Annotated in this window: 13 protein-coding genes; 8 read left to right on the top strand and 5 right to left on the bottom strand. The window is 62.3% G+C overall.

Annotated features, from left to right (window positions below):
- Positions 1-2: 2 nt before the first annotated feature.
- Entirely contained in the window at positions 3-2,240 is a 2,238-nt protein-coding gene (locus J2X54_RS03700) for a TonB-dependent receptor (RefSeq protein WP_310177983.1), read from the bottom strand.
- A 230-nt stretch (positions 2,241-2,470) separates the two neighbouring features.
- Here J2X54_RS03700 and J2X54_RS03695 point away from each other — a divergent pair, with 230 nt between their 5' ends.
- The 3 genes from J2X54_RS03695 (at position 2,471) to J2X54_RS03685 (ending at position 4,287) form a co-directional block, all read left to right on the top strand.
- Complete coding sequence (locus J2X54_RS03695) at positions 2,471-3,424, top strand: sulfonate ABC transporter substrate-binding protein (protein ID WP_310177980.1); 954 nt, start codon at positions 2,471-2,473, stop codon at positions 3,422-3,424.
- 82 nt (positions 3,425-3,506) lie between these two features.
- Positions 3,507-4,001, top strand: coding sequence for a hypothetical protein (locus tag J2X54_RS03690; RefSeq protein ID WP_310177978.1), 495 nt, complete (start codon positions 3,507-3,509; stop codon positions 3,999-4,001).
- Complete coding sequence (locus tag J2X54_RS03685) at positions 3,982-4,287, top strand: hypothetical protein (RefSeq protein ID WP_310177976.1); 306 nt, start codon at positions 3,982-3,984, stop codon at positions 4,285-4,287. The genes J2X54_RS03690 and J2X54_RS03685 overlap by 20 nt, the downstream gene beginning before the upstream one ends.
- Here the strand turns inward: J2X54_RS03685 and J2X54_RS03680 are convergent.
- The 4 genes from J2X54_RS03680 to J2X54_RS03665 all read right to left on the bottom strand — a co-directional run bounded on the left by J2X54_RS03680 (position 4,284) and on the right by J2X54_RS03665 (position 9,904).
- A complete protein-coding gene (locus J2X54_RS03680) occupies positions 4,284-4,742 on the bottom strand; it encodes a DUF971 domain-containing protein (RefSeq protein ID WP_310177974.1) in 459 nt (152 codons plus the stop codon). The genes J2X54_RS03685 and J2X54_RS03680 overlap by 4 nt on opposite strands.
- Positions 4,739-5,173 carry an HIT family protein gene (locus J2X54_RS03675; RefSeq protein WP_310177971.1) on the bottom strand — a complete coding sequence of 145 codons (435 nt, stop codon included), beginning with the start codon at positions 5,171-5,173 and terminating at the stop codon, positions 4,739-4,741. Before J2X54_RS03675 ends, J2X54_RS03680 begins: the two co-directional genes overlap by 4 nt.
- Complete coding sequence (locus J2X54_RS03670) at positions 5,173-9,189, bottom strand: FAD/FMN-binding oxidoreductase (RefSeq protein ID WP_310177969.1); 4,017 nt, start codon at positions 9,187-9,189, stop codon at positions 5,173-5,175. The genes J2X54_RS03675 and J2X54_RS03670 overlap by 1 nt, the downstream gene beginning before the upstream one ends.
- A 223-nt stretch (positions 9,190-9,412) precedes the next feature.
- Positions 9,413-9,904 (bottom strand): YqaA family protein, encoded by a 492-nt coding sequence (locus tag J2X54_RS03665; RefSeq protein ID WP_070249742.1) that lies wholly within the window; start codon positions 9,902-9,904, stop codon positions 9,413-9,415.
- Between the two features lie 188 nt (positions 9,905-10,092).
- Between J2X54_RS03665 and ilvA the strand changes: the two genes are divergently transcribed.
- The 5 genes from ilvA to rapZ all read left to right on the top strand — a co-directional run bounded on the left by ilvA (position 10,093) and on the right by rapZ (position 15,052).
- Positions 10,093-11,628 carry a threonine ammonia-lyase, biosynthetic gene (gene ilvA / locus J2X54_RS03660; RefSeq protein ID WP_310177966.1) on the top strand — a complete coding sequence of 512 codons (1,536 nt, stop codon included), beginning with the start codon at positions 10,093-10,095 and terminating at the stop codon, positions 11,626-11,628.
- A gap of 93 nt (positions 11,629-11,721) precedes the next feature.
- Entirely contained in the window at positions 11,722-12,555 is an 834-nt protein-coding gene (gene queF, locus J2X54_RS03655; RefSeq protein ID WP_070249744.1) for an NADPH-dependent 7-cyano-7-deazaguanine reductase QueF, read from the top strand.
- A 151-nt stretch (positions 12,556-12,706) separates the two neighbouring features.
- Positions 12,707-13,189 carry a PTS sugar transporter subunit IIA gene (locus J2X54_RS03650; RefSeq protein ID WP_070249745.1) on the top strand — a complete coding sequence of 161 codons (483 nt, stop codon included), beginning with the start codon at positions 12,707-12,709 and terminating at the stop codon, positions 13,187-13,189.
- Between the two features lie 62 nt (positions 13,190-13,251).
- Entirely contained in the window at positions 13,252-14,187 is a 936-nt protein-coding gene (gene hprK / locus J2X54_RS03645) for an HPr(Ser) kinase/phosphatase (protein ID WP_040378044.1), read from the top strand.
- 4 nt (positions 14,188-14,191) lie between these two features.
- On the top strand, positions 14,192-15,052 hold the full coding sequence (gene rapZ / locus J2X54_RS03640) for an RNase adapter RapZ (RefSeq protein ID WP_070249746.1): 861 nt from the start codon (positions 14,192-14,194) through the stop codon (positions 15,050-15,052).
- The last annotated feature ends 20 nt before the right edge of the window (positions 15,053-15,072 follow it).

Raw genomic sequence — 15,072 nt, 5'->3', positions numbered from 1 at the left:
GCTCAGAACTCCTTGCGGGCGGTCAGGCCAACATAGCGTTCGTCGTCGCGCGGCACCGTGCGGGTGACGTAACCGGTGGACGTGACCAGGTTGGTCGCGTACGACTTGTTGGCCAGGTTCTTGCCCACCAGCGCGATACGCCAACCGCCCACCGGCGACGACAGCGCAATGCTGGCGTTGACGATACCGTAAGCGCCCTGGATCGCGTCCGGCGACTGGAACAGGTCGAACTGGGTTTTCGACTGATACGCGTAATCGGCCGAGAAGTCGGCGATCAGGCCGTTTTGCAGCGTGAGCGCGTAATTGGCGCGGGTGAACGCCTTCCACTTCGGCGAGAACGGCAGCGGCTGGCCATTGAGGTTGCACGAGGCGGTAGCCGCCGGCGGGCAGTTGAAGTTGTCGATCTTCGCATCGGTGTAGGCCAGCGCGCCGGAGAGCGTGAATTGGCGCGTGGGCCGGGCGCTGACGTCGAGCTCCACGCCACGGGTGGACACCTTGCCGGCGTTGATCAGGCGCGTGATCACGGTGCCGCCCACGGTGTCGTAAAAATTGGCCTGGTAGTTGTCGTAGCTGGTGTGGAACACGGCCAGGTTGGCGGTCAGGCGGCGGTCGAAGGCGCTGGTTTTCAGTCCCAGCTCGAACGAGTCGGATGTCTCCGGTTTCAGCGCCAGCGTGTCGCGCGCCAGCATGTTGAAGAAAACGTTGTAGGCCGGGCCCTTGTAGCCGCGCGAGTAGGTGGCGTAGCTGTTGACACTGGATGACACGTCGTATTGCAGGCCCAGGCGGCCCGAGTAGCCGTCCTCGCTGGTCGAGCCGCTGTTTTGCACGGCCGGTTGCACGCCGGGGAAGGCGGCGGTGGAGGTCGAGGTGCGTACGTGGTCGTAGAACAGTTCATCTTTCGTCCAGCGGGCGCCGGCAATCGCGCGCCAGTCGGCAGCAAAATTGATCGTGCTTTCGCCGAACAGCGAATAGCTGTCGTTTTTCACGCCGTAGTCGGCGCGGCCAGCATTGAACACGTTGGTGGTGACCAGGCGCTGGTACGTCTCGCGGTCCTTGCCGTGCAGGTAGTACGCGCCCACCACGTAATCGACAAACCTGTCCTTGGGTGACGCCAGCCGCACTTCCTGCGACACCTGGCGAAAGTCCACGGTGCCGATATCGCGCGTGGCCGGGTACGCTGCCGTGATGCGCCCGGTTTCTGCGGCATTGCCGATGGCCGAGGTGCTCGTGTACTGGGCGTTGTCCCAGTCGCGCACTGCCGTGATCGACGTGAGCGTGTGGCCGCCCAGGCGCCAGTCCACCTGTGCCGACAGGCCCTTGTTGGTGTCGCGGATGTCGCTCGGGATGTCGGTGACCACCTGGCGGTTTTCGGCGCTGGCCACCACCGGCGCGAGCGCCGCCGAAAATGGTGCGCTGGTCGATTTGTAGGCGGTCAGGCTGGGCGAGGCATTCGAGCGCAGGTAGTCGGCGATCAGCGTGATGTCGACCTCCTTGTTCGGCGTGATATCGACGCGGGCGCGGGCGCCCTTGCGGTCATACCCGTTGAGGTTGCCACTGAGCTTGCCGCCGGCATGGATGTTATCGACGTTGCCGTCATAGTCGGCATACAGCGCGGTGAGCGAGCCGCGCACCACGCCCGGCGCGATCGCGCCCGAGACGCCGGCGCGTACGCGCTTCTCGTTGCCCTCGTACCAGGACGCATCGACATAGCCGCTGGCCTGCTCGCCCGGCTTGCGGCCGATGACGTTCAATACGCCCGACGACGCGTTCTTGCCGAACAAGGTGCCTTGCGGCCCGCGCAGGATTTCGATGCGGTCGATATCGAGCAGGTCGAGCGTGGCCTGGCCGGGGCGCGCAAACACCACGCCATCGACCACGGTGGAGACAGTCGGTTCCACGCCGGGCGACGTCGAGATGGTACCGATACCGCGTACGAAAATGGTGGAGTCCTTGTTGCCGCCCTGCTGGCGGAAGGTGGCGCTCGGCACTTCCTGGATGATGGTGTCGATGCTGTTACGGTTGGCCTGCGCCAGCTGCTCGCCATCGATCACGGACACTGCCACCGGCACCGATTGCAGCGAGGCGCTGCGGCGCGTGGCGCTCACCGTCACCGACGGAATCGAGGCGGTATCGCTGCGGTCCGCAATCGGCGCCGCGTCTTCCGCAGGGTTTGCCCATGCACTGCCGACCAGCAGAGCGCCCGTCGCCAGTACGCCGATTTTTTTCGTCTTGCTCTTCATTGCTCTGCCCTTGATTGAGAAGCGCGCCTTGCGCCATATGCATAAATTCGTTTTGGATCGGTGCAAAACCAACTTAGCCAGGCAGCTGCCGTTTGCTACACTGCGATGACACCGATACCTTTTTTAGTGTCGAGGCGTGCAGTTTTGAAGTCAAAGAATTAAAAAAATCATCGTTATGTCTTTTTTGGACTATGCGTGCTGGCCTGTGAATTGATAGCGCGCGCGAGCGCATGAAAAACAAGATGAAGAAATGGATCGTTGCACTATTCGCGGCAGCCGCCCTGCCCCTGGCCGCCCACAGCGCTGAAATAAGAATCGGCTTCCAGAAAGGCAGCGGCCTGCTCAGCATGATCAAGGCCCAGGGCTCGATGGAAAAAGCGCTCACGGGCCACCAGGTCAAATGGATCGAATTCCCGGCCGGGCCGCAGATGCTCGAGGCGCTCAACGCCGGCAGCATCGACTTTGGCAGCACCGGCGCGCCGCCGCCCGTGTTTGCCCAGGCCGGTGGCGTCGAACTGCTGTACGTCGGCGCCGAGCCGGCGCCGGTCCACAGCGAGGCGATCTTCGTGCCGAAGGATTCGCCATTGCGCACCGTCGCTGCACTCAAGGGCAAGCGGGTGGCGTTCCAGAAGGGGTCCGGTTCGCACTTCCTGCTCGCTTCCGCCTTGAACCAGGCGGGCTTGAAGATTGCCGATATCGTGCCGGTGTACCTGTCGCCGTCCGATGCGCGGGCGGCGTTTGTCTCGGGCAGCATCGATGCGTGGGTGGTGTGGGACCCGTATTTCGCGTCCGCACAAAAGGCTTACCAGGTGCGGGTGCTGGCCGACTACACCGGCCTGCCGCTGGCCAACGGCTTTTATCTCGCCTCGCGCCGCTTTGTGCAGCAGTCGCCGCAGCTGGTGGGCACCTTGCTGGAACAGGTGTCGGCATCGGGCCAATGGGCTAATTCGCATCCGCAACAAACTGCCGCCAGCCTGGCGCAGCTGACCGGACTGCCGGCCGACATCGTCGCCACCTGGCTGGCGCGCTCGCGCTTTGGCGCCACGCCGGTTACGCCTGCGATCGTGGCCAATCAGCAGCGCGTGGCAAATCTATTTTACGAGCAGAAACTGATTCCCAAGCAGGTCGATATCGCCAGCCGCGTATGGGCCTGGCAACCGAGGTCTGGCGTGCGGCGCGATTGATGTAGCCGAAACTCCTTGATGAGTTCGATGCTACGCTGGTCCGGTCCGCCAACTGCGCGGCAGCCAGCGCGAGGGCGACTCCATGCTCCAGACCGTCTACATCGACACGTCAGTGATCCGCTACCTGACCACTCCGCTGAGTCGCGATCCGGTTGTTCGCGGATGCCAGAAACTCACCCGGCAGTGGTGGGCCACCCGTTGCGAACCCTCCATGACCTATATCTCCGACGCAGTGCTCGCTGAGATCAGGGCCGGCGATCCCAAATTGATCAGCGCACGCATGGCGATTGCAGAAAAGCTGATCTATTTTCGCCCCGATCCCGAGGTGCAGACCTTCGCTGAACTTTTGATATTGGGTGGGGGTCTAAACGCCAAGGCCAGAATCCCGGCGCAGCATATCGCCAGCGCGGCGTTCCAGGATCTCGATGTCCTGCTGTCGTGGAACTGTGTCGACATTGCCAATGCGCGCAACTGCGCGGTGCTCCGCAAGCTGATGATGTTGAAAGACCTCGAACTGCCGGAGCTGGTCACACCGTTCGCGCTGATGGAGAACAGGTATGAAGATCTACAATATTGAGATGCCACCAGACTTTACTTTCCCCGACCTCGACACCCATACCAGGGCAGAAATCGACGCCTTGCAAGCCGCCATGCTGCGTGACAAGGCAGAGGCCGATGCATTGGTCGAGCGGCGGCGCGCCGAAGGCTACGCGATTCCTACCCACGAGGAAATGATCGGCCGCATGCGCTGCGATCACCGGCCCGCGCGCGCACCGACGCTTAATATTGCCGCGCTGCGCGAATTACCCCCACGCATGCAGGCGATTTTCGCCTATCTATACCGGCACGATATTACGTACTAGCTTTTGCAACCGCAGCTACCGCTGCCACACCCACCACCACTCTGCTTGGCGATGGTGTTGCCCGTCCCCGGACCGGTCAGCGAGATACCGCCTTCGCGGCCGCTGTCGCCTTCGAAGCCGGACGCATGCAGGCGGTCCATATAGGTCGCCCACAGCGCGTCTTTCTCGTTACCGAGCTTGTACAGGTAGTCCCAGGTGAAGATGCCGGTGTTGTGGCCGTCCGAGAAGGTCGGCTGCACCGCGTAGTTGCCCACTGGCTCCACGCCAGCGATGCCCACTTCGCGCTTGCCGGTTTGCAGCACTTCCTGGCCGGGGCCGTGGCCCATCACTTCGGCCGATGGCGAATACACGCGCAACAGCTCGAACGGGATCGAGAACTTGGCGCCGTCGTCGAAAGCGATGTCGAGCACCTTCGACAGGTTGTGGACGGTCAGTTCGGTGGGATTCTTGGTCATGATGATGCTTTCAGATTTTTTACAATGGCCGCGTGCAGGGCCGGCAACAAGGCGCGCCGTGCGGCCAGCACTTCCGGCGTGGACGTGCGCACTGCCGGCGCCCAGGTGGGGTTCGGGAAGTGCGCGTCGTCCAGGTAACGGGGGATCACGTGCCAGTGCACGTGCGGCGTCATATTACCAAAACTGGCCAGGTTGATCTTTTCCGGCGCCATCACCGCGCGCTGCGCCGCTTCCACCGCCCACACTGCCTCCATCACGCAAGTACGCTCTTGCGGCGCCAGGTCGGTCATTTCCTTGACGTGGGCGTTCCACACCACGCGGGTAAAACCCGGGTATTCGGTCTCATCGACGGCCACCACCGACAGCTGGTGGTCGGCCCAGACCAGGGCCGCGCCGGGCGCCTGCAACAGCGTGCACAGGTCACAGGCCATTACACGAGCACCCGTTCGATGCCGCCGTCGTTGGCGCGCTTGACGTAGTCGGGCATCCAGCTCTCACCCAGCAGGTGCTTGGCGATCTCGACCACGATGTAGTCGGCCGTGGTGCCGGCGTCTTCGCCGTAGCGCGACACGCCGCCCAGGCAGGACGGGCACGAGGTCAGAATCTTGACTTCGCCGTCAAAGCCGTCGGCGCGCAGTTTCTCGGCGCCCTTGATCATTTCCTCTTCCTTGCGGAAACGCACCTGCGTGGAAATGTCGGGACGCGAGACCTGCAAGGTGCCCGAGTCGCCGCAGCAGCGGTCGTTCTTCTCGATCTTGACGTTGTCGACCGTGGAAATCAGCGCGTTGATGGTCTTGCCCGACTCCTGCAGCTTCATCGGATTATGGCACGGCTCGTGGTACATATAGCGGGTGCCGTTGACGCCTTCGAGCTTGACCTTTTTCTCCAGCAGGTATTCATGGATGTCCATGATGCGGCAGCCGGGGAAGATCTTGTCGAACTCGTAGGTAGCCAGCTGGTCATAGCAGGTGCCGCACGAGACCAGCACGGTCTTGATGTCGAGATAATTGAGCGTGTTGGCCATGCGGTGGAACAGCACGCGGTTGTCGGTCATCATCTTCTCGGCCTTGTCGAACTCGCCGTTGCCGCGTTGCGGATAGCCGCAGCACAGGTAGCCCGGCGGCAACACGGTCTGCACGCCCACTTCCCACAACATCGCCTGCGTGGCCAGCCCTACCTGCGAGAACAGGCGCTCCGAACCGCAGCCGGGGAAGTAGAACACCGCTTCCGTATCGGCATTGGTGGTCTTGGGGTTGCGGATGATCGGGATGACTTTATCGTCCTCGATATCGAGCAGCGCCCGCGCCGATTTCTTCGGCAGGTTGCCCGGCATTTTCTTGTTGATGAAGTGGATCACCTGCTCGCGCACCTTGGGCTTGCCGACGGTCGGTGGTGGCGCCTTGGTCTGCTTCTTGGCAAATTTCTTCAGCAAATCGTGACCGAGGCGCTGGGCCTTGAAGCCCCAGTTGGACATCACCTGGCGGGTGGCGTTGATGGTGGTCGGATCGCTGGCGTTGAGGAAGAACATGGTGGCGGCCAGGGCCGGCTTGAAGCTCTTCTTCTCCATCTTGCGCAGCAAGTTGCGCATATTCATCGAGACGTCGCCGAAGTCGATATTGACCGGGCACGGCGTCACGCACTTGTGGCACACGGTGCAATGGTCGGCCACGTCCTCGAACTCTTCCCAGTGCTTGATCGAGATGCCGCGCCGGGTTTGCTCTTCGTACAGGAACGCCTCGATCAGCGACGACGTCGCCAGGATCTTGTCGCGCGGCGAGTACAGCAAGTTGGCGCGCGGCACGTGGGTCGAGCACACCGGTTTGCACTTGCCGCAGCGCAGGCAGTCCTTGACGCTGTTGGCAATCGCGCCGATATCGCTTTGCTGCATGATCAGCGATTCGTGACCCATCAGGCCGAACGATGGCGTGTACGCGTTGGACAGGTCCGCTTCCATGCCGGGCAGGTTCAGCAGCTTGCCCTTGTTGAAGCGCCCTTCCGGATCGACGCGCATCTTGTAGTCGCGGAACGGGCCGATTTCTTCTTCAGTCAGGAACTCGAGCTTGGTGATGCCAATGCCGTGCTCGCCCGAGATCACGCCGTTGAGCGAACGGGCCAGCACCATGATGCGTGCCACGGCCTGGTGCGCCAGTTGCAGCATTTCATAGTGGTCGGAGTTGACCGGCAAATTGGTGTGGACGTTGCCGTCGCCAGCGTGCATGTGCAGCGCCACGAACACCCGGCCGCGCAGCACGCGCTTGTGGATCGCGCTCGCTTCGTCGAGGATCAGTTTGTAGGCGGCGCCATTGAAGATCTGGCGCAGCTGGGCGCGCAGTTCCTGCTTCCAGGTCACGCGGATGGTGCGGTCCTGGACGATGTCGAACAGGGTGGCGTCGGGCTGGGTTTTCAGGCGTTCTTCGAACACCGGCAGCAGGCGCTCCATGCCATGTTCGGCCAGTTGGTTCGTGACGCCCACCAGCGGCAAATCGAGGTGGGCCAGCAAATAGGTCCAGCGCGCGTGCACTTGGGTGAGCAGGGCTTCGGCTTGCTGCTGGCGGTCGCCCAGCATTTCGGCGTCGCCGACCGCGTCTTCGGCGTCGTCGCTCTTGCCGATCGGCAGGTTGCCAGCGGCGAAGAAGGTTTGCAGTTCATCGACCAGTTGCAGCTTGTTCTTGATCGACAGTTCGATGTTGATGCGCTCGATGCCGTCGGTGTACTCGCCCATGCGGTTCAGGGGAATGACCACGTCCTCGTTGATCTTGAAGGCGTTGGTGTGCTTGGCAATCGCGGCCGTGCGGGCGCGGTCGAGCCAGAATTTCTTGCGTGCTTCGGGGCTGACGGCAACAAAGCCTTCGCCGACGCGGGTATTGGCCAGGCGCACGACTTCGGAGGCGGCAATCGCGACCGCGTTCTCGTCGTCGCCGACGATGTCGCCAAACAGCGCCATCTTCGGCAGCACGCCGCGCTTGGACTTGGTGGCGTAGCCGACCGCGCGCAGGTAACGCTCGTCCAGGTGCTCGAGGCCGGCCAGGCGCAGGGTTTTGAATTGCTCGCCGGTGGCCGGCAGACTGTCGATGTAATCCTTGATTTCGACGATCGACGGAATCGCGTCGCGGGCCTGGCCGAAGAACTCCAGGCAGACCGTGCGCGCAAACTTCGGCATCTTGTGCAAGATCCAGCGGCCGGACGTGATCAGGCCATCGGTACCCTCTTTCTGGATGCCGGGCAGGCCGGACAGGAACTTGTCGGTGACGTCCTTGCCCAGGCCTTCCTTGCGGAATTTACGGCCTTCGATTTCCAGGATCTCGGTCTTGAACGGCTCGCCCTTGACTTCGCCCAGGCGGTTCGGATGGCTCCATTCGAGCTTGAAACGGGCCAGCGGCGTATCGTGGATTTTCGACAGGTTGTGATCGAGGCGCGTGACTTCCAGCCAGTCGCCGTTCGGATCGACCATGCGCCACGAGGCCAGGTTGTCGAGCGCGGTGCCCCACAACACGGCTTTCTTGCCGCCCGCGTTCATGGCGATATTGCCGCCGATGCACGACGCGTGCGCCGAGGTCGGATCGACCGCGAACACGAAGCCGGCCTTTTCGGCCGCCTCGGACACCTTGTTGGTGATCACGCCGGCGCCGGTGTAAATCGTCGCATATTCCTGGTCCAGGCCCGGCAGCACCTTCATTTCCACCGCGCCCATGTTGAGCAGTTTTTCGGTGTTGATGACAGCCGACATCGGCGTCAGCGGAATCGCGCCGCCCGTGTAGCCGGTGCCGCCGCCGCGCGGGATGATGGTCAGTCCCAGTTCGATACAGCCCTTGACCAGGCCGGCCATTTCTTCTTCGGAATCAGGAGTCAACACCACGAACGGGTACTCGACGCGCCAGTCGGTGGCGTCGGTCACGTGCGAGATGCGCTTCATGCCGTCGAAGCAGACGTTGTGCTTTTCGGTGTAGCGGCCCAGCACCTTGGTGGTGCGCTTGCGCAGGTCGTAGACTTGCTTGAATTCTTCGCCGAAGTCGGCCACGGCCTTGCTGGCTGCGCGCAGCAGCTTGACGACGTTGTCGCTGCGCTGGCGCGCGTGCGCATCGTTCTCTGCGCCGTCGTCTTCCACCGTCAGCCGGCGTTTATCGACTTCGGCCAGGCGGTGGTGCAAGGCGTCGATCAGTTCCTGGCGACGCTTGGGGTTGTCCAGCATGTCGTCCTGCAGGTACGGATTGCGTCGCACGGCCCAGATGTCGCCAAGGACTTCGTACAACATGCGCGCCGAGCGGCCGGTCTGGCGGGCGCCGCGCAGTGCATCCAGCAGACTCCACGATTCCTCGCCCAGCAGCCGGATGACGATCTCGCGATCGGAAAACGACGTGTAGTTATAAGGGATTTCGCGCAGGCGCGAGGCCTCCGGACCGTGCGGCGTTTCCGCCAGTAATGCTTGGATCTGTGCAGGGGCATTCATTGTGCGATTGGACTTGTCTACTGAACCCGGGAGGATCATTTTAACGTATTGCGGCGCACCACGCCGTTACACCCCCGGTTCACTAAAGGGCATTCACCGCGCAATCAATCCACAGTTTCCATGTAAAAACCGCGATTTATTGGCAATTAAATTCAACTTTGCAAGTTAAGCGGAATTTAATTCAGTATCCTGGCGCTACCGCAGTACGATCGGCTGCACCGTTTTAGCCCAGCATTTGTCCAATCCGGTGCCAGAAGCCGTCCGGCACATACAACAGCAGCGTGGTCATGGTCAGATAGCGCAGGCACTTGCCCACCGCCATGTAGGCCAGGCTGGGCCAGAAAGGCAGCTTGAGCCAGCCGCCCAGCGTGCACAGCGGATCGCCGACCACTGGCAGCCAGGCCAGCAACATGGTCTTGGCGCCGTAGCGCTCGAGCCAGTGGAACCAGCGGCTCTTGCGCTCCTTGGCAAAGGTTTGCTTGGCCTGGTAGCCGATCCAGTAATCGACCGCGCCGCCCAGCGTGTTGCCGACGGTGGCCACCGCAATCGCACTCCAGAACAGTTCGGGATTGGCCTTGATCACCGCAAACACGGCCGGCTCCGAACCGAGCGGCACCAAGGTGGCCGAGATAAAACTGATGATGAACACCGACGTCAGGCCCACTTCCGGCGCGGCGATCACGTTCAGCAGCCAGGCGATTGCAGATTCGATCATCGGTTTCTTTGAGGTCTGATAAGGGTGTCCATTATAATGATCCGCACACCGCACGATTGAACAGTTCGGTCCATGCCCACCCGCGCGGACCTGCGCCCCTGCTCCACCCGGTCACCCACCGGATAGTTAGCATCGAACACTGCGGGGCTACCCGGTAGCCCTACCGCTTTTTTTCTTGTTTGCAGACCATGACTATCGACTATCTGAAGAAAGTACTGACCGCGCGCGTTTATGACGTTGCCCAGGAAACCCCGCTGGAACTGGCGCCGACCTTGTCGCAGCGCTATGACAACCGCATTTATTTCAAGCGCGAGGACATGCAGAGCGTGTTCAGCTTCAAGATTCGTGGCGCCTACAACAAGATGGCCCACCTGAGCGAAGCACAGCGCAAGCGTGGCGTGATTTGCGCCTCTGCCGGAAACCATGCGCAAGGCGTGGCCCTGTCCGCAGCCAAGCTCGGCTGCCGGGCGCTGATCGTGATGCCCACCACCACCCCGCAGGTAAAAATCGACGCGGTCAAGGCGCGCGGCGGCTCCGACGTCGAAGTGGTGCTGCACGGCGAGTCGTACACCGACGCCTACAACCACGCACTCACGCTCGAGAAAGAACAGAAGCTGACCTTCGTGCACCCGTTCGACGATCCCGACGTGATCGCCGGCCAGGGCACCATCGGCATGGAAATCCTGCGCCAGCACTCGGGCCCGATCCACGCGATTTTCGTCGCCATCGGCGGCGGCGGCCTGATCTCGGGCGTGGCTGCCTACGTCAAGGCGATCCGTCCCGATATCAGGATCATCGGCGTGCAGACCATGGATTCGGATGCGATGGCGCGCAGCATCAAGGCCGGCGAGCGCATCACCCTGGCCGACGTTGGCCTGTTCTCGGACGGCACCGCCGTGCGCCTGGTGGGCGAAGAAACCTTCCGCCTGACCCAGCAGTACGTCGATGACATCATCATCGTCGATACCGACGCCATCAGCGCGGCCATCAAGGACGTGTTTACCGACACGCGCAGCATCCTGGAGCCGGCCGGTGCGCTGGCCATTGCCGGCGCCAAGGCCTACGTGGAACGGGCGGCGCTGTCGAAAAATCCGATCAGGAACGAAACCCTGATCACGATCGCCTGCGGCGCCAATATGAACTTCGACCGCCTGCGTTTCGTGGCCGAACGGGCCGAACTGGGCGAAGCGCGCGAGGCGCTGTTTGCCGTCACCCTGCCCGAGCAGCGCGGCAGCTTCAAGCGCTTCTGCGCGCTGGTCGGCCCGCGCAATGTCACCGAGTTCAACTACCGCATCAGCGACAAGGACCAGGCCCACGTGTTTGTCGGTGTGCAGATTGCCGACCGCAGCGAGTCGAGCGCGCTGGCGCGCACGTTCGAATCGAACGACTTCCGCACCCTGGATCTCACGCATGATGAACTGGCCAAGGCCCACGTGCGTCACCTGGTGGGCGGCAAGAGCGCGCTGGCCGAGAGCGAGCTGCTGTACCGCTTCGAGTTCCCCGAACGCCCGGGCGCGCTGATGCGCTTCTTGAACAGCATGGCGCCAAACTGGAATATCTCGCTGTGCCACTACCGCAGCCAGGGAGGCGACGTCGGCCGCATCCTGATCGGCTTGCAGGTGCCGCCGGGTGAGATGGACCAGTTCGGCCAATTCCTGACCACGCTCGGTTACCGCTACTGGAACGAGACGGCCAATCCGGTGTACAAGCTGTTCCTGGGCTAAACCCTGCACTGCGCTGAGCGGCAGTTGTGCCGCCAGCGTGCCATGAGGGGCGCATGTACAATGTGGCGGTTATCACGCCACCACCGCACCGCCATGACCAACACCGTCGACTTGTCCCCGCTGGGAAAAACCTCCGCCTACCGCACCGATTACGCGCCGGAACTGCTGTTCCCGATCCCGCGCCAGGGCAAGCGCGACGAGCTCGGCCTGTCCGGCACGCTGCCTTTCTTCGGCGTCGATATCTGGAATGCCTACGAAATCTCGTGGCTCAACAGCCGCGGCAAGCCGCAGGTGGCGATTGCCCGTATCACCGTGCCGGCCGATTCGCCCAACATCATCGAATCGAAGTCGTTCAAACTGTATCTGAACTCGTTCAACCAGACCCGGCTCGACAGTGTCGATGCGCTGCAGGCGCTGCTGCAACAGGATTTGTCGAAAGCCGTGGGCGCCAGCATCCACATCGTGCTGACCCAGCCTGACGGTTTCAGCAAGATCGCCATGGGCGAGCTCGATGGCCTGCTGCTCGACCGCCTCGACATCGAGATCGACCATTACAGTCCGGCCCCGGAACTGCTCAAGGCCGCGCTGGACGAGGAGCCGGTCGAGGAAAAACTGGTGTCGCACCTGCTCAAGTCGAATTGCTTGGTTACCGGGCAGCCGGACTGGGCCAGTGTGCAGATCCACTACAGCGGCCCGCAGATCGACCAGGAAAGCTTGCTGAAATATCTGATCGGTTTCCGCGAGCACAACGAATTCCACGAACAGTGCGTCGAGCGCATCTTTGTCGATATCCTGCGCGAATGCGCACCGCAGCAACTGGCGGTGTATGCCCGCTACACGCGGCGCGGTGGCCTCGACATCAACCCGTGGCGCAGCAACTTCAGCACCGGCCGCAACCCGCCCAACCTGCGTGGCGCCCGGCAGTAATATCGGATTCAAATCAGGCGTATGATGACGGGTCGGCCCGGGGTTTCGGTCCGTTGATTGAAATACAACTCGGACGCGAGCGATTTCATGTTACACGGCGCGCAAACAAGCCTATAATTCGGGCCGTGCGCCGCAACACTATTGTCGTCATATGAACAACCTGAGCAAAATTCTCTCCCTCGAAAACGTCCTGCTGGACCTGGAAGTGTCCAGCAAAAAACGTGCTTTCGAGCAAGCTGGCCTGATTTTCGAAAACAATTGCGGCATCGCCCGCTCGACCGTGTCGGACAACCTGTTCGCCCGCGAGCGGCTCGGTTCCACCGGTCTCGGTCACGGCGTGGCCGTGCCACACGGGCGCATCAAGGGCATGAAAAGCCTGAAGTCGCCGCTGGCCGCGTTTGTGCGCCTGTCCGAGCCGATTCCGTTCGAATCGCCCGACGGCAAGCCGGTCAACCTGTTGTTTTTCCTGTTGATCCCCGATCACGTGACCCAGCAACACCTGGAAATCCTGTCCGAGATCGCGGAAATGTTTTCCGATGATGCATTCCGCACCGCGCTGACCGAGGATCCCGATCCAAAATCAGTGCACTCGCGCATCATCAACTGGCTGCCCAGCCTGCAAACTGCGGGCTGATTCACCACCAGCAACTTGCAGTACACTAGGCTCTCTTTCTCCTGATTCGGACCCCGATGCCCATGCTGCAGACCCCGCTGACGATACAACGCCTGTACGACGACAATCGCGAAAGTTTGCAACTCGGCTGGTTTGCCGGCTTTCCCGGCGGCGAACGCCTGATTTCCGGCGACGTGGCCTCGGCTGCCGACCAGGTCGGCCACCTGAACATGATCCACCCGGGCCGCATCCAGGTGTTCGGCCACCAGGAAATCAATTACTACCAGCGCCTCAAATCGCTCACGCGCGCCCACCTGATCGGCGAGCTGATCGGCGGCAATCCGCCGGCGCTGATCGTCGCGCAAGGGCTGGAAACCCCGCCCGACATCCTGGCCATTTGCGACGAAAAAAATATCCCGCTGTTCTCCACGCCGCTGCCGGCTGCGCAGGTGATCGACTTCCTGCGCGTGTACCTGTCGAAAAAGCTGGCGCAGCGCATCATCATGCACGGCGTGTTCATGGACGTGCTGGGCGTGGGCGTGCTGATCACCGGCGACTCGGGACTGGGCAAGAGCGAACTGGGCCTGGAACTGATTTCGCGCTCGCACGGCCTGGTGGCGGACGACGCGGTGGAATTTTCGCGCATCGCCCCCAATATGATCGAAGGGCGCTGCCCGGCGCTGCTGCAAAACCTGCTGGAAGTGCGCGGCCTGGGCCTGCTCGACATCAAGGCGATTTTTGGCGAGACAGCCGTGCGGCGCAAGATGCGCTTGAAACTGATCGTGCACCTGGTCAAGCGCGGCGGCCAGGAAGAAGAAGTCGAACGGCTGCCGTTCCAGTTCCCTACCGAAGACGTTCTGGGCCTGCCGATCCGCAAGGTCGTGATCCCGGTGGCAGCCGGCCGCAACATCGCCGTGCTGCTCGAAGCGGCCGTGCGCAACACCATTTTGCAACTGCGCGGGATCGACACCCTGCAAGAGTTCATGGAACGGCAACGCCTGGCCATGAGCGGAGACTAAAGTCATGCGTATCGTCCTTATCACCGGCATTTCCGGTTCCGGCAAATCGGTGGCCCTGAATGTGCTGGAAGACCTCGGCTATTACTGCGTGGACAACCTGCCGCCAGCGCTGCTGCCCCACCTGGTATCCACCCTGGTGGGCGAAGGCTTGCGCTCGCTGGCGGTGGCGGTCGATGCGCGCAGCGCCGAGTCGCTGGCGACCTTGCCCACCGACGTGGCGCACCTGCGCGAGGAAGGCCACGACGTGCGCGTGATGTTCTTGACTGCCAATACCCACTCGCTGGTGGCGCGGTTTTCCGAGACCCGGCGCAGCCACCCGCTGTCGCACGAACTGCGTCCGGGCCAGAACCCGGCCGCGCGCCGCACCCTGATCGAATGCATCCTTGAAGAGCGCGAGCGGCTCTCGGCCATCGAGCAGCTGGGCCACGTGGTCGATACGTCGGAGCTGAGCGCGAATAAACTGCGCGCCTGGGTCAAAGACCTGGTCGAGCTCGAACACGCGCCACTGACCCTGTTCTTCGAATCGTTCGCCTTCAAGCTCGGTGTGCCGATGGATGCCGATTTCGTCTTCGACGTGCGGGCGCTGCCCAATCCCTACTACGACCTGTCACTGCGCCCGCTGACCGGCCGCGATGCGCCGGTAATCGAATTCCTCGACGCCCAAGCCAGCGCCGGAGAAATGCTCGAAGACATCCGCGCCTTCGTGGAAAAATGGCTGCCGTCGTTCAAGACCGACAACCGCAGCTACCTGACCGTCGCCCTGGGCTGCACCGGCGGCCAGCACCGCTCGGTCTATATCGCCGAAAAATTGGCGGCGTACTTCCACGCCAGCGAGCGCGTGGTGATACGGCATCGCGAGCAGTGAAATCGTTCATGCGGCCTTGA

Origin of the sequence: Duganella sp. 3397 (assembly GCF_031456625.1) — a bacterium.
GTDB classification, from domain to species: Bacteria; Pseudomonadota; Gammaproteobacteria; order Burkholderiales; family Burkholderiaceae_D; genus Rugamonas; species Rugamonas phyllosphaerae.
Note: the sequence above shows the minus strand (reverse complement) of the source record. Positions and strands in the feature narration are given on the sequence as shown.